The sequence below is a fragment of the Sulfurihydrogenibium sp. YO3AOP1 genome, from assembly GCF_000020325.1.
Lineage (GTDB): Bacteria > Aquificota > Aquificia > Aquificales > Hydrogenothermaceae > Sulfurihydrogenibium.
Genome location: NC_010730.1, coordinates 1,245,705 through 1,262,420, shown reverse-complemented (window position 1 = coordinate 1,262,420; position 16,716 = coordinate 1,245,705). Strand labels below are relative to the sequence as shown.

The following is a 16,716-nucleotide window of genomic DNA, read 5'->3' as shown; positions in this document are numbered from 1 at the left end:
TTGATAAGATATTAATGTACCGCATCTAATTACATATTGAAAGATAGTTCGTGATTTACTACAGGAAGGTCTATTCAGCCTAAATCGAGCTAAGCTGTATGAGTAATGAAAAGATGTAAATTTATAATGATACTATTTTTATAGTTGATGATAAAAGTTATTCAACTATGCCATTCTGCAATTACAGCGAGGAATTTCCACCTTTTGTCTCTCACTTATTCATTTTCTCACCATCTTTGAAAAAGAAGTTCCCTCGGCTTTGAAGTCTTAGAATGAAGGTTAATAGTATTAATACATCGTTCCAAAACCATACGAAAAATCTCAATAATTCTATTTGAAATCTATTATGCTTGTTCCCATTTTTTACCTTAATACATTACCAAAAAGCTTTTTTGGTAATAATCCAATTTTAGATTCTTCAAGCATTTTTAAGTATTTTTCTATGTTTATTGGCTTTGGATTTGTCAGATAGATTTCAAGCGGCATAGCTTTTATATATTTATCAAGAATATAAATGATATTAACACTTTCACCCGGATTTAGATTAAAGCCTTCTTTTAGCAAAGTTCCGGCTACTTCTGATAAATCTGTCCTTTTCTGATATGAACTTGAATCCTTGGAAACTTTCTTTTTTATTATTAAGTCCTTTAATGAAAAATCTCCTTCCATTAATTTTTGTTTGTGTTTGTCGAATATCTCATCTATATCTTTTATTAACTTTAAGAATTCTGTTTTGTTTTTTGCTTTGCCTAAATGCTCAAAAACTTCTAATTGAAAATTTTTAATAAATTCTGGAACATCTCTTCTTCTTAAATCTATTCCTCTAAATTTAAACTCACCATTGCTAAACTTTCCAAAATAACGGTTAGAAACACCAACGGAATTAGATTTTGAAGGTAAAAAAACTATCCAATCATAAACACCTTCCAGTAAAATCTTAAATGGTATTCCGTCAGGATTCACCGGAATAAATTTTTCGTTGATTCTTTTATTCAAATATTCTTCCATCTTTTTATAATCATCTATCGTATAATCATGTTTGTAAACCCAGATAGAATCGGTAAGAATATGAATTACTCTAAAGCCTTTTGCTTCTAAAATCTCTTTTACAAAAGTAATAAGCTGTCTTCCGATTGATGTTGTTGCTTCGTGTGATTCTATTCTTCCAAAAACTGCGTTTTTATATCCAAGATAACCAAAGCTAACTACTAAAAGCCATTTTAAAGCTTTTTGTCTATTATCATAAATCTGATTTTTTTCTTTTTTAAGTAATTGCTTATATTTAAGCCTTCTTTCAAGAAGCCATTTTAATGTTTGTGGAACAATGCCTATCTTTTTTGTACAGATTCTATAATTTGTATAAGGTAAGGTTTTTTTACATTCTGGATGCTTACAGTTAATAGTTTCATAAGAAAGATTATAATTTGTTATGATTGATGGATACATAGAGAAAAAATCGTATTCTGCCACATTTTCAAATAGTCCTACTAAAGGTTTTAATGTCAAACCACCTTTGTCTATCTTTATTAGCTGCTCAAGAGTTTTAAAATCTTCCGGCTGGTTTTTTTTGTACGGTATGAGAAAGTTATTTTCATAAGCATTTTTCATTTCCATATAAGTAATTGGCGTTCCGATGGTTGTTCTTGCTACCGCTTGCATTCCTAAGGAAGATATTCTTGATAATTCAATTATTCCATCTAAGCCTACTTCTTTATAAAAGAATGAGTTTCTTGAGTCTATATGTATTCTTCCAAGAAGTAAGCTCATGTCAGCAGTGTAAACAGTTTGACCATAAGATACAAAACTTTTACCTTCTTTTTTTATTACCGGTAAATTATTTCTGTTTAAAAATTTTAGTCCTTTTTCAAAAAGATTTGGTATTAATATATCATCTCCATAATTTGCTATGATTATATCCGGGTCTTTTTTTATTAAAAGTTCTTGTAGATATTCAAGATCATTATCTATCACAATTGATTTTTCATCTTCGTTAAATCTGATAGTTAATGTAGGGATGTGTCTTAAAAATCTTAAGTTTTCTTTTCCTATCCCGAGCTCAAAATCAATATACATTATCCGCAGTGGAAGGATTTCATAATCAAGTAAATCTAAATCATCTATTTTTTTAAAAGAACAGCGACCATTTTTTTCTGTTTTTTCTAATTTACAAAATGGATATATTTTTTTCTCAAACATAAAAAGCGTTTCTGGGCTTAGTTGTATGTTGTAAAAATCTGTCTCTGTGAAAATGTCTGAGTATTTTATAAAACTGATTATTTTATTATAAGTAAGTGGATTTTGTGTGATGACTTTATAAACTTCTATTTCTCCATCTATCAGGTCTATTTTTATATCTTTTACAATCTTGATATTTTTAAATTTTTTCTGCAGTAAACGTTTAACTGACTCATTCTTTCTAAAATAGAAAAAAGGTTGGTATGGCTTTTTTATATGAATTCTTTCTTTTTCATTGTAAAGCCATATGTTAATTCCATTTTGGTCAGAGTATACATCAAGGATTTGATATATTTTCATTTTTTTCTATCTGTGCTTTCAATCTATCAATCTCTTTTTGCATCTCTATCAACATGCTTAAGATTATGCTTTCCATTGGGAAAAACTGATTAGAACAGCCAATCGCTGGAGAATGAAATTTAGCATAAGCAAAAAGTTTATCCAAGACTTCTTTATCTTCTTTTCTCAATGCTTTTCTAAACTCTGAATACTCTTTTTGCTTTAAGCTCACTATCCCAGTTGCGGAAGGGATTGTTTTTCCCATAGCTCCATCTCCTTGCTAAGCTTATAGTATACTTTTTTATTAAAAGTGATAAACACAGATGCTTTAGTTTTTTTAATTTTTTTAAAGGCTGATTTTATTGTAGCTACTTTCTCCTGGTTTGAGATGCTTTCGTCAGACAAAATTTTATCAAGCTCTGTGATGAGGAAAATTTTAGGATTTTTACTTATAACTTTAGAAACTGCACTATCAAGCTGAAAAACAGTAAACACTCTTGATATCTTTATTTTGTTTAAAATCGTGAAAGGATCTCTGCTATCAAATTTTGCTAATAAAGATATTCCATACGGATTTAAAGAATTTCCACAGTCTATTACATAAACTTCATCAAACTTTTTTGCAAAGGTATAGCATAACTTATGATAAAAAAGTACAGTATCAGATATCGAAAGCTTTTTCCATTCTTTTTCTAAAGTCAAAGCTAAGTCCAAAATATGAATTTTGTCTAAATTGCTTTTCTTTAAATTACTCTTCATCATACAACGCCCCCTTTTTTAAACCTTTAAAGCTTCTTACAATGCCCTTCAAAACACCTTGTATTTCTACTCTATCAGCTTCATAAATCATAGGCTCATAGTCTGGATTTGCAGGAACAAGCTTAATATAGCCATTTCCTAAGTTATAAAATTTTTTCAAGGTCGTCTCCTCTCCATCAATAACCGCCACAACTATTTCACCGTTTAGTGCTTCTTTTCTGTTTTCAACGATGATGATATCATCATTTAAAATAAACTCACCTATCATGGAATTACCTTTTACTCTTAAAGCGTAGCAGTTTTCACATCTTAAAATGTCAGACAAATCTATATACTCAAAAGTTTGGTTTTCTATAGCTATAGGCTTACCTGCTGAGATTGTTCCATAGTATGGAAAAATAAACGAATTTTCATTTTTTGGAGACTTCTCAACTATCTCAATTTTTCCCTTACCGGATCTTTTTATATATCCCTCTTGCTCTAACTTTTGGAGATGTTCATGAATTGTGGATACAGCAGAAAGATTAAAATGTTTTGCAATTTCCATCAAAGTAGGATAATATCCATTTTTCTGATAATACTCAATGATAAAGTCTAAGATTTCTTTCTGTCTCTTTGTCATCTTTATCACCTGGTCAACCAAACTGTATAAAACTACAGCTTGGGTTGGGGTATTTGTATTCCGCCATTTCAGACACTTCCGACCCCAACAGGCGGTATTTGGGAAGTGTCATAGTCCCTGCACCAAGTACAGGAGCTAACCTATTAGCCACTACTGTCCAATCCTTTGAAACGATTACACGATTCAAAGGAGAAAGATCTCTATACGATCTTTCAAAACAGCAGAAGGCTAAGGCTATGGAAAGAACTTGCCAGCTTTTATGTCTACCTGTAGGCAGACCCCTCACCTGTTCCTTCCGTTGGTTGACAGGATGTTGGGTAGCTGTCTTGCTCTTTCCACTTTCTGAACGTGAAACGGGAGACGTGAAACGTGAGACGTGGTTTTGTAGTGTTTTTAGGTTTTTTCTTAGTTTTGCTAATTTGCTTTTAATTTTGCTTCTCTTATATTCATTTTTCTCTTCTTTTATCTTTTGTTTTAATTTTGTAATACTATCTTCAATTCTTGCGATGGTGTATGACAGAAAATCAATATCATTTAACAGTTCTTTATAATTTTTTGGTAATTTTTCTTTATATCCTAATCCTCTTCTTGCTATTACGTAAGCTCCTGCTATGTCTTTGTCTATGTTGTATTGTGGCGAGTATTTTAGCTTTCCAATTACTGATGTATATGCAGGATTGACTTTTCTTATTTCTATCCCGTTTCTTTTTGCTAATATTTCTATTTTGTCTAATAATCTTTTATAGCTCCATTTCTGTAATTTACTTCTTAGCTTTGCAAATCCATCTCCTCTTTTACCTTTTGGTAGTTTATTTAAATTTTCGATAGCGATAGCTTTATTCTCTTTTTTTGCTATCTTTATTATCTTATGTGCTATTAGCCATTCTAAGTACTGTCTTTTTTCTGAGTTTGCTTCTAATAATTCATTTAAATTAATGCTTTGATATTTCTCTAAATTTCCATCTTTACTTGTAAAAGATAGTGCAAGATGAAATGGATATGCGTTTACATCTATGCCTATAATACCATTGTCTCTTTTGATTGTAATAGGTGGTAGTTTTTCTTCTATGGATATAAAAGCGTATATTTTGCTGTTTTTTGTTTTTAATCTAACACTATACGCAAACCATTCATCTGTCTGATATGCATTTTCTAACATAAACACAAAATCTATCCATTTATTTTTTTCCCTTTTAACGCTTCTAATTACTCTTGCGTAGATATATTGTCTATCTCCTGTGTTTATTCTCAAGTAAAGCTCATTATTAATCCGATGAAATCTTAAATTTAGATTTCCTTGCTTAGATTTATCTCCTCTTGAATACAAATTCCCTTGTCTGCTTTCTTTCCATTTTGCTTTTAACTCTTTTCTTCTTTTTCCTGTTAAATGATTTTTCTTTAGTTGCTCAAATAATTTCCTTGAACCAAAGATAACTTTTTTTGGATTTTGCTGTCTTTCTTTGTATAACAAAATTATTGACTGTGCTAAGAATATAGCATCATCTGAATATCTTGTATTTATATTAAACAATCTTGATAACTGCTTTTTTAAATCTTTTCTTTTTTTGCCTTCTAATAATCTTTGATATGCGTATCTACTTGCTGATGAGAATCTACGCATTAAATCTAATATAATCTCTTTATCTTGCCTATTTTCAAACTCAAGTTGGCATTGCAAGGTTATCATATTTTTGCCTCTTTTCTACTTACAATTCTACATTTTCTTGTTTCCGTATCATCATGCACACTTTTTTACAGAAAATGGCAACTGTTATTAAACTCCTTTAGTATATAATTATACCGAAAAAAAACCGAAAATCAAGAGAAAAGAAAAACAGATTTATCAGCAGTTTTAACATGACATCTTTTAATAGTCTTATAGAACCTATGCGAAATGGTTAATGCGAGATGTAAAATAAATTGAACTGTTTTTAAAGTGTAAATCATGAGAATGCTTGCAAAAATCAACATCGTCATTCTGCAGCAGGCAAAGAATCTCCGTCTTCTTACCCTCTAATTTATTCACTGTATAGGCAATTCATGAATTGCCTCTATTCACTTTCTCACTTTTTGAAAGAGGAGATCCTTCGGACTTGCGTCCTCAGGATGTTCTATGTTAAATGTCAAGTACAAAAATTTTCATCAAATGGTCTTTTATTCTTTAATACACCATATGCCTGCCTTAATAACTTATGTGCTACAGCTACTAATGCTAACTTTTTAGCCTTACCTTTACTTACTAATCTTTCGTATAATTCTCTGCAGTATTTGTTAAACCTTATTGCTGATAATGCTGCCATGTATAATATCTTTCTTGCATATGGATTTCCCATCTTTTTTATCCAGCCACTTTTCTTTACACATGCTGCACTTTCATATGGGCTTGGATTAATTCCTATAAAACTCGATATATCTTTTACACTCTTAAATCTTTCAAAATTTCCATATACTGATATTATCATTCCTATAGTCCTATCACTTATACCAGGTATACTTTTTAAAAGTTTGTATTCCTCTTGATAATTCTTCTTAGACAATTCTTTTATCTCTTTCTCAAGTTCTTTTATGTTTTTTTCTATTTTTCTAATTAGCTCATCGTAATATTCTAAATTCTCTTTCAATTTTTTCATTGGTACATGACTTAATGATTCTCTTTTGTTTCTTAGCATTGTAAGCTGCTGTTGTAAGTCTTCCAATATCTTTAGTTTTACTTCTATTTCTTTTTCTACATCTGATTTTGGTTTATAAAGCTCTCCATCGAAAAACGTTCTTCCATACTCTGCTATAAAGAATGAATCAGCTTTATCTGTTTTAACTCTTGTCATTTTAGCTTCCATAAATTTCTTTATTGAAAATGGATTTACTACTGCTACTTTATAGTCATTTTCATACAGATAATTAGCAAGCTTTAAATGGTAAACTCCCGTATGCTCCATTATGATAAGCATATCTGACTTTTTAAACTTCTTAAGGTAAGGCTTTACTTTCATTTCAAACTCAACTGGGTCAGATTTAACTTCAAAAGTTTCTTTCTTGTTATCATACAAAACTGTAGCAGTGAATGAGTTTTTAGATACATCAACTCCTATAACAATTTTGTAGCTGTTCATAATAGTACCTCCTTTCATAAAATACTTGACATGAAAGAAACTTCCTGATAACCTATCATCGTAGTTAAATACAGGCTTAAAAGCCTAATGTTCTGATTCAGGTTTTAGGAAGTAGAGGAAGGACAGTCTAAAACATCCTGATCGGTCTTAAAAGACCAATGACAGAAACTTGATCTGTCCTTCTTTTTTTCTCCCATGTCTATAATTATTATAAAACTTATTCTCTTATAGTTTAAAAAATTTTTAGTATATTTAATATACGATGACAAAAAATGTAAGCTTACGAGAATTTTGGAACACTCTTTAACATATGAGATAAGATACTAAAATATGATATACTTATCTTTAAAACCTATTTCAAAACGGAGAAAGACAATGAAAAAAGCAACTGCCATCTTTTTAAGCGTCTTAACAGTAGCATATTTTTCAACAGCTAACAGCTTAGAAGATAGGGTAAATCAACTTGAACAAAAAGTTAAACAGCTCGAAGACAGACTTAACCAGTTGGAAGGCAGACCTATCATTCAAAATAAACAAAAAGAATCTATACTTCTAAATGAAAATAAGCCGGCAGTTGAATATGTTTTATTAGAAAAAAAATTCCATAAAGGCGAGAATAAACTTTATGATAGAGACGATAAGATACTGTTTGTTTTTAACATTACAAGCAATTTTAAAAAAGATGTAGATGTGATTTATGGAAACCTTATTGTTTATGATAAAAATGGAAACGAGCTGTTAGTTCAACCTATAAAAGTTTATAAACCATTAGATATACTAAAAACCAACAAAATTAGACCGGGAGAAACCTTTAGAAAGACATTAGAAATTATCTATGAAGATGATAAGCCAAATTTAAGATATGTTAAAGATGCAAGCTTAAACGAAATTAAAGTAGAGCTTAAGTTTAATAAAGTTGAATTTTCTGATGGTAGTATAGAATTTTTAAACTGAATTTGAGAAAAATCATTGATAAATTTTATTTTAAGGTGAATAATTAGGCAAACTGTAAACTTAGAGGTAAATACCTATGGCTGAACAAGATGAATTGACAACATTACAATTATATATGCAACAGATGGGAAAGCATCCTATGCTTTCTCCTGAAGAAGAAAAAGAGCTTGCCATAAGAGCTAAACAAGGGGATAAAGAAGCTTTAAAGAAACTTGTTGAAGGAAATTTAAGATTTGTTGTGAGCATAGCTAAAAACTTTATGGGTTGGGGTGTACCTTTAACTGACTTAATAGCTGCAGGCAACTTAGGATTGATTGAAGCTGCAAAAAGATTTGACCCGGATAAAAATGTTAAATTTATATCTTACGCTGTTTGGTGGATCAGGCAAGCAATAATGCAAACAATATTCCAACAAACAGGAGCAGTTAGAATACCGGTTAAAGAGTCATTATTTATAGCAAAAGTTAAAGAAACTTATGAAAAATTAAAAGAAGAGCTTGGAAGAGAACCTACGGAAGAAGAAATCGCAAAAAGATTAAATACGTCTGTTAAAAAAGTAAAAAATGCACTATCAATAGTTAGATTACCAATTTCGCTTGATATGCCACTTGGTGAAGGTGGTGAAGAAGATTTTACTTTATTAGATGTTTTGTCTAAAAAAGGAACAGAAGATATCGAGAAAGAGTTGATAGAAGAGACAATTCATAAAGAATTGGAAAGTATGTTAGATGTTTTAGATGAAAGGGAAAAAGAAATTATAAAAATGAGATACGGATTAGATGGGGAAGAGCCAAAGACTTTGGAAGAAGTAGGAGAAAAGCTCGGAATATCAAGAGAAAGAGTCAGACAGTTAGAACAAAGAGCATTAAAAAAGTTGAAAGCTGTCGCTTTAAAAAAGCATTTAAAAGATTTCTTATCATAAGGCTTAGTTATGGATATAATACCCGGATTGGCAGATGTACCTGTAGCTTATACAAAAATTTGCTTGCTTGATGGAAAAAATGGAAAGCTTATATACAGAGGATATGATGTAGAAGAATTATTCGAAAAATCAAAATATTTAGAAACTGTCTATCTTTTAATTTTTGGAGATTTACCATCTAAAGCCGAGTATGAAAATTTTAAAAAAGATATTAAACTTCACAGCAGATTAAAATTTCGGATTATTGATGTGATGAAAAACTTTCCAGAAAAGGCACATCCGATAGAAGTCTTGCAATCTGTCGTATCTTGTCTTGGAATGTTTTATAAAAAAGAAAATGTCTTAAATGAAGATTATCAATATCTATCCATCGTAAAGCTTTTAGCAAAAATCCCTTTGATAATAGCAAATTGGAATAGAATTAGAAACGGCGATAATCCATTAGAACCAAATCCGGATTTTGATTATGTAGAAAATTTTCTATACATGTATTTTGGACAAAAACCAACTAAGGAAAAGGTTGAAATTCTTGAAAAATGCTTAATTCTTCATGCAGAGCATAGCATGAACGCATCCACTTTTGCAGCCATTGTTGTTGGCTCTACCTTGGCTGACCCATTTACTGTTATATCTTCTGCTATCGGTGCTTTGTCAGGACCATTACACGGTGGAGCAAATGAAGACGTTATAAAAATGTTTAAAGAAATAGAAAGCTTACAAAACGTCAAAAAATATATAGATGAAAAACTTGAAAGCAAGAAAAAAATTCCCGGCTTTGGGCACAGAATTTATAAAACCTACGACCCAAGAGCAAAACTTCTTAAAAAAATATTAGAAAATTTAGAAATCAAAGATGAAGAGCTAAGAAATCTATACTCCATCGCCCAAGAAGTTGAAAAGTATGTTTTAGAAAAACTATCACATAAAGGTGTGTATCCAAACGTAGATTTTTATTCAGGCTTAGTATATAAATATCTTGGATTTGGCGAAGATATGTACACTTCATTGTTTGCATTAGCAAGAGTAAGCGGATGGCTTGCCCATTGGAAGGAATATATAACAGACAACAAACTTATAAGACCGACAGAGATATACATCGGAGAAATAGATAAAAAATACAATGATAGAAAAGTTTAAAAACATTCTACTTTTAAAGTCCCATAGCGCCGGAATAGGAGATATTTTAAGAAGTTCAGCAGCTTGGAAAGCTATAAAAAATAAAAGTCCTGATGCAAACCTTCATTTATTATTTATCACAAACCACCCAGGCTATCCTTCAGAAGAGCTTATAAAAAAACATCATTTATTATCAAGCTTTCACACTATAAACAAAGAGTACTTTAATAGTGTTAAATATTTTAAAAAGGCGATAAAATTAGCAGATGAAATTATAAGCGATGTTAAACCTGACTTTATCATAGACTTTGAACCTTATGGTTTAGAGACAACGATAGTTTCATTGATTGGAAGGTTAAAATACAAAATTCCTACCTTAGGAATAAATGAAGTTTTTCCAAGAGGTCTTTTATACACCTATCATGCAGACTCTGTAAAGAAATTTATGAAAAAGCATAACATGAGTGTTTTAAATTATACTAATAGAGATTTTGTTGTTTTGGATAGACTTGGTATAGAAAGAGGGGATATTCAAATAGAAATTAAAGAGACAGAAGAAGCTATAAAATTTAGAGAAAATTTGAGAAAAAGCTTAGGATTGTCTGAAAATCAAGAAATTTTGATTGTAAATATAGGTTGCGGTACTGAAGATGCTATCCCAAAAAGACCGGATTTTAGCATTTATGAATTTTTAATATTAAAAGCTTATGAAAAGTACGGTTTAATCCCTGTTTTAATCGGTGCAAAATTTGAGAAAGACATAAATCAAGATTTTATAAAAAAATTTAGTTTAAAACATAAAGAAATTACTATTTTTGATATAGCAGGAGAGACAACGATAACAGAGTCTGTCGGGGCAATAAATGCAGGAAGGATTGTTATATCAAGCGATAGCGGACCATATCATATAGCGGTAGCTTTAAAAAAACCAAACTTAGCTTTGTTTAACTTTGAAAATACTCCACACTATCATCATAACCCTTGGACCATTTGCAGATTAGTCAATCCACCAGACTTTAATCAGTTAGAAAAGGATTTAGATTATTTGTATAGTTTAAATATGGGATAATCTACGCCATCTTATAACTTGTAAAATCTTTTGTTAAGTGATACTGCTTGCAAAAATCCACATCGCCATTCTGCAGCCGGTGAAGAATCTCATTTTTCTTTTCAAATTAAAAAAATCAAAAGATGAGATCCTTCGGACTAAAGTCCTCAGGATGACACAGGAAGGTAAGCTTACGAGAATTTTGGAACACTCTTTCTTAAACGCCATTTTATAAAATCTTTCGATAAATTGTATTCTGTTAGAATTTTTACTTTTTCTTTAAGACTTATTTTTGCTCTTTTCAAGTATTTAAAAAGATTAATTTCTAAGTCTTTTATATAACCATTTTCTTTACAGTATTCATACTCATTTAGTATTAGATATAAAACTTCAATATTTGAATCTTTTGCTCTTGTTGTACTTGTATTTTTCTTATGAATTCTGAAATAAGCTAACTGATTATCTAAAAAATAAAATTTTGATACCTTTGATAATTTTAGCCACATAGGATAGTCTTCGTTAATGAACTTTAATTTTTTATCTTTGTAGTAAAGAAATTCACTCCACCCGTTTACTTTTTCAAGCCATCTTTTTCTAAAAAAATTTCCCATTGCAGGAATAAAATTTCCCCGTATTAAAAACCTATAGCGGCAAATATCTTTACTGTTTAACCAAGGATAGTGGTATCTCATCAATTTCATCCAAGTATCAAACTTTTTTCCTTCTGATATATAATAAGTTAGACTATCTTCCTCGTCTATAAAAAACACATCGGAAAATATAAAAGAGTAATCATCACTGAGCTTTTTAAACGTTTCTACGCTTAAATAAATTTTATCTTTATGCATAACATCGTCAGATTGAATATAAGTAAAATACTTTCCTTTTGCCAAGTATAAACCTTTGTTTAAAGAGTCTGTTAGTCCTAAATTAGTATCCTTAAAAATAAATTGATAGTTGTCAAACCTGTTTTTTATGTCAGATTCCAAGGATTTAATAATATCAATGGAATTATCAGAAGATTTATCATCTATAACTATAAGCTCAATATTTTCATATGTCTGATTCATTACGCTTTTGATAGTTTTATCTATATACTTTCCATGATTGAAAGATGGCACTACAATGCTTACCAATTCTTTTTCATACATTCTCCACTTTAAACCTCTCTATTAAATTTTTGTATTCTCTACACATGCTATCAATAGAAAGCTCTTTTGCTGTCTCATGGGCATTTTTAGATAAAAACTCTCTTAGCTTTTCATTAGATAAAAGTGTATCTATATGATTTGCAAGTGTAGTATAATCCTTTGGCTTAAAAACAAGGCTATTAAAATTATCCTTTACAAATGGAACAACATTTGTACTAATAACAGGCTTTCCTAAAGCCATTGCTTCTAAAGTTGACATAGAAAATGATTCTCTTATAGATGATGTGATATATATATCGCAATTTTTAATATAAGGAAATGGATTTTCTATAAAGCCAACTAAAAAAACTTTATCTTTTAATTTTAAGCTTTTGATTAGATTTTCTAAATCCTTTCTTTTACTTCCTTCTCCAAGTATATATAAAAAAGGTTTTGTATTTAAATGACATACACCTTTTATTAAAGTTTCAAAATCTTTATCTATGCTTAACCTTCCAGCTGATACTATACAAGGCTTGTCTAATGTAGTTTGAAATGCATTAGATAATTTGACAACTGATTCTATATCAACGCCGTTATAAATCACTTGGATTTTGTTTGGCTCTAAATTAAAGTATTCTATCAAATCATCTCTAACCTTATCTGAAACTGCTACTATTAAATCAGCGTATTTATAATACTTTTTTATAATCCTTTTCTCTTTTTCTGAATATAATTCCGCAGGAACATGCTCAACAATTATCAATTTAGGTTTTAATAAATTTTTTGATTTTAGATAAGACAATCTTGTGTTCATATCTCTTAGATGTGAAATTACCACATCAAAATCTTTTAAGACTTCTTTTAGCTTGTATAACAATAGCTTTTCATATAGAAATGATGGAAGTAGTGGCTTTTTGTTGAAAATTATCGTTGGTTTAAAATTTACGTTTAATTTAACTATGTTTTTAGCTATGATAAATTCATTTTTATATTTCTCTTTTAGACAGTTATAAACGCTAACTGCTACCCTTTCTGCTCCCCCGCCGGATAAAGTGTTAACTACATGTGCTATCCTTAGCATTTAAACTATCCCTTATCTCCTTCACTTTTCCATTTTCAAACACTATAAACACATCACATTTTTCTAAAGTCTTTAATCTATGTGCTATTATCAAGATTGTTTTATCATGAAAATGAGAGTAAATCTCTTCCATTACATACTTCTCTGTCTCCTCATCTAATGCGGAAGTGCCTTCGTCTATGATAATAATATCAGGATTTTTTAGAAAGATTCTTGCTATTGCAAGCCTTTGTCTTTCTCCCCCTGATAGACTGCTTCCTCTTTCGCCTATTACCGTCTTTACTGTATCTTTTAATCTAAAAACAAAATCTGCTTTAGCTTTCTTCAGAGCGTTTATTATTTCTTCTTCTGTTGCATCAGGTTTTGTAATTTTTAAATTGTTCTCTATCGTGTCATTAAAAATAAACACATCTTGGGTAATGACCGCAATTTTATCTCTTACTGTTTTAATGTTATACTCTTTCAAATCTGTATCATCTAAAAGTATCTTTCCTTCGTAATTTCTAAAAACTCCGTATAAAAGCTTTACAAAACTACTTTTTCCAGAACCTGTTTGACCAATAATCCCAACTTTTTGACCTTTCCTTATCAATACATTTACATCTTCAAGTATTTTATTTTCGTTTATTTTTAAGCTAACATTTTTATACTCTATCTTTTCTTTTAAACCTTTAAATTCTATACCATCTTCTTTTTCCTGTGGCATATCAAGTAAAAATTTTATTCTTTCTATAACAGGATTCACCGCTTTTATCTGTATCAATCCTCTTTGTAGAATTTGAGAAGAGTTTACCAAAATCAGCAAAGCAGATAAAAATGAGAAAAGGCCTCCTGTTGTTAGCTCTCCGTTTATTATTCTTACTCCACCGTAGAATATAATCCCGCCAGCTGCTAAGTATGAAGCTATCTCTATAGATGATAAGAAAAATACATCATAGAGTGCGTTTTTTCTTTGATTTTTAAAAAATCTTTCATTTATAGATTCAAAAACTGATAATATTTTCTCTTTGCTAAAAAGTTTTATTGTCTCAAGACCATACAAAAGCTGATTTATAAACTGTGTGTACTCTCCTGCTGATTCTTGAACTCTTTGAGAGTATTTTTTTCTTTTTTCTCCAAAGTAGTTAAATGAAATTGCAAAAAGTGGTGTTGCAAATAAAAAGATTAAAAATAGCTTCCAATCTCTATAAATCAAAACTCCAACCATTGCAATCACTGTAAATAGTTGAGTGAAAAAATCTACGCCGATTAAAATCATTGCAGATTTAAAAGCTTCTATATCATTTGTGGTCCTACTTAGTATTTCTCCATACTGCTTTCCAAAGAAAAAAGACATATCTGCATTTAAGATTTTTTTAAAGATATTTTCCCGAAGATTTTTCATCACTTTATAAAGTGCCAGTGGATACATGTACTCTTTAAAGATAAATCCAATCTGTTTGATGATTACTAGCAGTAAAAGTACAAGAATGATTAGTTTAAGTTTGTTTAAATCTTTTTCTATAAAGACTTTATCTATAACATCTTTGACTATGAAGGTTAAGCCCGCTAAAGCTCCAGCTTCTACAATACTTCCGATGAGTGCTAAAAAAAGAAGTAGCTTATACTTTTTAAAGTTTTCATATATAAACTTAACTGCTAAAATTTTGTAACTCCTTTAAAAATTTTTCTAAAATTATCTTTTTTGTGTATTTGTTTTTAAACTCGTTATAACCATTTTCAACAATTGTTTTATACAAATTCTCATCTGATAAAACTTTGTCTAATTTATCAAATACTTGTTTATAATTTCCTATTTCTGCTACCAAACCAGTTTTAAAATCTTCCACTAAATATTTTAAATTTTCTACATCATAAACGACGACCAAGCTCTTGACTGCAAAGCCTTCTACAACAGTCCTTCCAAAGCTTTCTTCTCCTTTTGATAATACAAGTACAAAATCAGAAGCTTTTAAAAAATACTCAGGTTTGTTTGTATATCCTGTTATTATGTATTTATCGGACAGTCCATACTCTTTTATCATCTCTTTTGCTATTGGAAGCTCTTTTCCATCTCCAATTATCAAAAATTTTAAATTATCATACTTTTTGGCAAGAAGCTTAGACACTTCTATAAAGTCAAAAATACCTTTACCCTCAGCGACCTTTCCAATAAATGTTATAACTTTTTCATTTGGACTTATCATTAGCTGCTGTCTAACTTGCTGTTTTTCAAATTCCGAGTAGTAAAACTTTTCTTCGTCAATAAAGTTGTATAAAACCGTGATTTTATTTTCTGCTATTCCATCTTTCATAAGTCTTAATTTACTTGCATGACTGACTGCAAAAATCTTATCTACCTTTGGAAGTATAAACTTTTTTATGAAAAACGGCTGATAGTTTAGCATATGTCTAAAAAGGATAATTTTACTTCCGGAGAGTTTTCCGGCTAAAAAAGTGTTTATATATTCATTGCCGTTGTTTCCAATCACAAAGTCAGGCTTTAATTTTTTTGCTAATCTTATTAGTTTTATCGTGTTTATTGGTGAAAATTCAGACTTTAAAGTTATGTAGAATTTATTTTTATCTGATGTATTTTTGTCTACAAAGCTTCCTTTTGCAACCGCTTTATAGATTGTAAGATTGTCTATCTTTTCTAATGCATTAATAAAGTCAATAGAATGCTGCTCTGTTCCACCGGGATTTGGATTTGGATTTGCATTAATCCATAGAATTTTTATATTATTGTTTTCCATAGAACCTTTGGCAATGAGTAAAATCCTGAAATCATTATTCGTTTTATCTCATAAAAATTATCGCTTTGTTCTAAACTTCCTTCTTTTGTTGTAAAAGCATATTTATAACCTGCTTCTATAACTAAATCTCTAATAGTCTCGTTATAGTCTCCGTATGGATAGCAAAAACATGTTATCTCTGTTGATAGCATATCTTCTAACATTTTCTTTGAGTCTTGAATCTCTATTTTTGCCATTTCTTTTGGTATTTTTGTCAAAAATGGATGCGTCAATGTGTGAGAGCCTATTTCAATGCCTTCTTTATGAATTATTTTTATCTCTTCCCAGTTCATTAATTTTTTTCTTACGTTTAACTTTTCGTAATCCCATTGGTTAAAAGTGTCTACCAATCCAGCAGGGACAAAAACAATAGCATTAGCGTTGTATTTTTTAATTATTGGAAAAGCATTATCGTAAAAATCCTTAAAACCATCATCAAATGTTAGTAAAATAGATTTTTTTGGATAGTTTTCAAGGTCTTCTGTTTTCACAAAGTTGTATCCAAATTTTTTTAAGACTTTTAACTGTGTTTCAAATTTGTTTGGTTTAACATATAATGATTTTAATTTAGCCTCTTTTGGTGGTATGTCTATGTTGTGATACATAAAGATTTTCATAAAAATTACTCCGATACTAAATCAATTGTAATAAGACCTTCAAAAAATTCAAGAAAGTAAGAGATT

General features: G+C 29.9%; 15 protein-coding genes. 4 read left to right on the top strand and 11 right to left on the bottom strand.

The window, feature by feature from the left end:
- Positions 1-363 precede the first annotated feature (363 nt).
- From SYO3AOP1_RS06250 to SYO3AOP1_RS06225, 6 genes are all read right to left on the bottom strand, one after another.
- Entirely contained in the window at positions 364-2,535 is a 2,172-nt protein-coding gene (locus SYO3AOP1_RS06250; protein ID WP_012459885.1) for a DNA polymerase domain-containing protein, read from the bottom strand.
- Entirely contained in the window at positions 2,513-2,779 is a 267-nt protein-coding gene (locus tag SYO3AOP1_RS06245) for a hypothetical protein (protein WP_012459884.1), read from the bottom strand. Before SYO3AOP1_RS06245 ends, SYO3AOP1_RS06250 begins: the two co-directional genes overlap by 23 nt.
- On the bottom strand, positions 2,746-3,276 hold the full coding sequence (locus SYO3AOP1_RS06240; protein WP_041674570.1) for a hypothetical protein: 531 nt from the start codon (positions 3,274-3,276) through the stop codon (positions 2,746-2,748). The genes SYO3AOP1_RS06245 and SYO3AOP1_RS06240 overlap by 34 nt, the downstream gene beginning before the upstream one ends.
- Positions 3,263-3,895 (bottom strand): transcriptional repressor LexA, encoded by a 633-nt coding sequence (lexA, locus tag SYO3AOP1_RS06235; protein ID WP_012459882.1) that lies wholly within the window; start codon positions 3,893-3,895, stop codon positions 3,263-3,265. The genes SYO3AOP1_RS06240 and lexA overlap by 14 nt, the downstream gene beginning before the upstream one ends.
- A 13-nt stretch (positions 3,896-3,908) precedes the next feature.
- Positions 3,909-5,582 (bottom strand): IS200/IS605 family accessory protein TnpB-related protein, encoded by a 1,674-nt coding sequence (locus SYO3AOP1_RS06230; protein WP_012459881.1) that lies wholly within the window; start codon positions 5,580-5,582, stop codon positions 3,909-3,911.
- A 436-nt stretch (positions 5,583-6,018) separates the two neighbouring features.
- Complete coding sequence (locus SYO3AOP1_RS06225) at positions 6,019-7,005, bottom strand: IS110 family transposase (RefSeq protein ID WP_012459880.1); 987 nt, start codon at positions 7,003-7,005, stop codon at positions 6,019-6,021.
- Between the two features lie 375 nt (positions 7,006-7,380).
- Here SYO3AOP1_RS06225 and SYO3AOP1_RS06220 point away from each other — a divergent pair, with 375 nt between their 5' ends.
- The 4 genes from SYO3AOP1_RS06220 to SYO3AOP1_RS06205 all read left to right on the top strand — a co-directional run bounded on the left by SYO3AOP1_RS06220 (position 7,381) and on the right by SYO3AOP1_RS06205 (position 11,066).
- Positions 7,381-7,959 carry a carbohydrate porin gene (locus SYO3AOP1_RS06220; RefSeq protein WP_012459879.1) on the top strand — a complete coding sequence of 193 codons (579 nt, stop codon included), beginning with the start codon at positions 7,381-7,383 and terminating at the stop codon, positions 7,957-7,959.
- 76 nt (positions 7,960-8,035) lie between these two features.
- Entirely contained in the window at positions 8,036-8,881 is an 846-nt protein-coding gene (locus SYO3AOP1_RS06215) for an RNA polymerase sigma factor RpoD/SigA (protein ID WP_012459878.1), read from the top strand.
- A 9-nt stretch (positions 8,882-8,890) separates the two neighbouring features.
- On the top strand, positions 8,891-10,018 hold the full coding sequence (locus SYO3AOP1_RS06210; RefSeq protein WP_012459877.1) for a citrate synthase: 1,128 nt from the start codon (positions 8,891-8,893) through the stop codon (positions 10,016-10,018).
- On the top strand, positions 10,002-11,066 hold the full coding sequence (locus SYO3AOP1_RS06205) for a glycosyltransferase family 9 protein (protein WP_012459876.1): 1,065 nt from the start codon (positions 10,002-10,004) through the stop codon (positions 11,064-11,066). The genes SYO3AOP1_RS06210 and SYO3AOP1_RS06205 overlap by 17 nt, the downstream gene beginning before the upstream one ends.
- 170 nt (positions 11,067-11,236) lie before the next feature.
- On the opposite strand, the gene SYO3AOP1_RS06200 is transcribed toward SYO3AOP1_RS06205, so the two are convergent.
- Genes SYO3AOP1_RS06200 through SYO3AOP1_RS06180 form a run of 5 tightly spaced genes read right to left on the bottom strand, consistent with a single transcriptional unit; the run spans position 11,237 to position 16,650 of the window.
- Positions 11,237-12,196: a glycosyltransferase gene (locus tag SYO3AOP1_RS06200; RefSeq protein WP_012459875.1), complete on the bottom strand. Its 960-nt coding sequence runs from the start codon at positions 12,194-12,196 to the stop codon at positions 11,237-11,239.
- Entirely contained in the window at positions 12,189-13,259 is a 1,071-nt protein-coding gene (locus tag SYO3AOP1_RS06195; protein WP_012459874.1) for a glycosyltransferase, read from the bottom strand. The genes SYO3AOP1_RS06200 and SYO3AOP1_RS06195 overlap by 8 nt, the downstream gene beginning before the upstream one ends.
- On the bottom strand, positions 13,234-14,886 hold the full coding sequence (locus SYO3AOP1_RS06190; RefSeq protein WP_281340828.1) for an ABC transporter ATP-binding protein: 1,653 nt from the start codon (positions 14,884-14,886) through the stop codon (positions 13,234-13,236). The genes SYO3AOP1_RS06195 and SYO3AOP1_RS06190 overlap by 26 nt, the downstream gene beginning before the upstream one ends.
- Positions 14,887-14,890: 4 nt before the next feature.
- The gene (locus SYO3AOP1_RS06185) at positions 14,891-15,994 is read right to left on the bottom strand and encodes a glycosyltransferase family 4 protein (RefSeq protein WP_012459872.1); all 1,104 of its coding nucleotides are present in this window, start codon (positions 15,992-15,994) and stop codon (positions 14,891-14,893) included.
- On the bottom strand, positions 15,976-16,650 hold the full coding sequence (locus SYO3AOP1_RS06180) for a polysaccharide deacetylase family protein (protein WP_012459871.1): 675 nt from the start codon (positions 16,648-16,650) through the stop codon (positions 15,976-15,978). Before SYO3AOP1_RS06180 ends, SYO3AOP1_RS06185 begins: the two co-directional genes overlap by 19 nt.
- Positions 16,651-16,716 lie beyond the last annotated feature (66 nt).

What these genes read in the sequence shown, in the direction of transcription:
- SYO3AOP1_RS06185 (WP_012459872.1), bottom strand. Translation starts at nt 15,994, where the DNA reads ATGGAAAACAATAATATAAAAATTCTATGGATTAATGCAAATCCAAAT.
- SYO3AOP1_RS06250 (WP_012459885.1), bottom strand. Translation starts at nt 2,535, where the DNA reads ATGAAAATATATCAAATCCTTGATGTATACTCTGACCAAAATGGAATT.
- SYO3AOP1_RS06220 (WP_012459879.1), top strand. Translation starts at nt 7,381, where the DNA reads ATGAAAAAAGCAACTGCCATCTTTTTAAGCGTCTTAACAGTAGCATAT.
- SYO3AOP1_RS06205 (WP_012459876.1), top strand. Translation starts at nt 10,002, where the DNA reads ATGATAGAAAAGTTTAAAAACATTCTACTTTTAAAGTCCCATAGCGCC.
- SYO3AOP1_RS06215 (WP_012459878.1), top strand. Translation starts at nt 8,036, where the DNA reads ATGGCTGAACAAGATGAATTGACAACATTACAATTATATATGCAACAG.
- SYO3AOP1_RS06210 (WP_012459877.1), top strand. Translation starts at nt 8,891, where the DNA reads ATGGATATAATACCCGGATTGGCAGATGTACCTGTAGCTTATACAAAA.
- SYO3AOP1_RS06195 (WP_012459874.1), bottom strand. Translation starts at nt 13,259, where the DNA reads ATGCTAAGGATAGCACATGTAGTTAACACTTTATCCGGCGGGGGAGCA.
- lexA (WP_012459882.1), bottom strand. Translation starts at nt 3,895, where the DNA reads ATGACAAAGAGACAGAAAGAAATCTTAGACTTTATCATTGAGTATTAT.
- SYO3AOP1_RS06180 (WP_012459871.1), bottom strand. Translation starts at nt 16,650, where the DNA reads ATGAAAATCTTTATGTATCACAACATAGACATACCACCAAAAGAGGCT.
- SYO3AOP1_RS06245 (WP_012459884.1), bottom strand. Translation starts at nt 2,779, where the DNA reads ATGGGAAAAACAATCCCTTCCGCAACTGGGATAGTGAGCTTAAAGCAA.
- SYO3AOP1_RS06230 (WP_012459881.1), bottom strand. Translation starts at nt 5,582, where the DNA reads ATGATAACCTTGCAATGCCAACTTGAGTTTGAAAATAGGCAAGATAAA.
- SYO3AOP1_RS06225 (WP_012459880.1), bottom strand. Translation starts at nt 7,005, where the DNA reads ATGAACAGCTACAAAATTGTTATAGGAGTTGATGTATCTAAAAACTCA.
- SYO3AOP1_RS06200 (WP_012459875.1), bottom strand. Translation starts at nt 12,196, where the DNA reads ATGTATGAAAAAGAATTGGTAAGCATTGTAGTGCCATCTTTCAATCAT.
- SYO3AOP1_RS06240 (WP_041674570.1), bottom strand. Translation starts at nt 3,276, where the DNA reads ATGATGAAGAGTAATTTAAAGAAAAGCAATTTAGACAAAATTCATATT.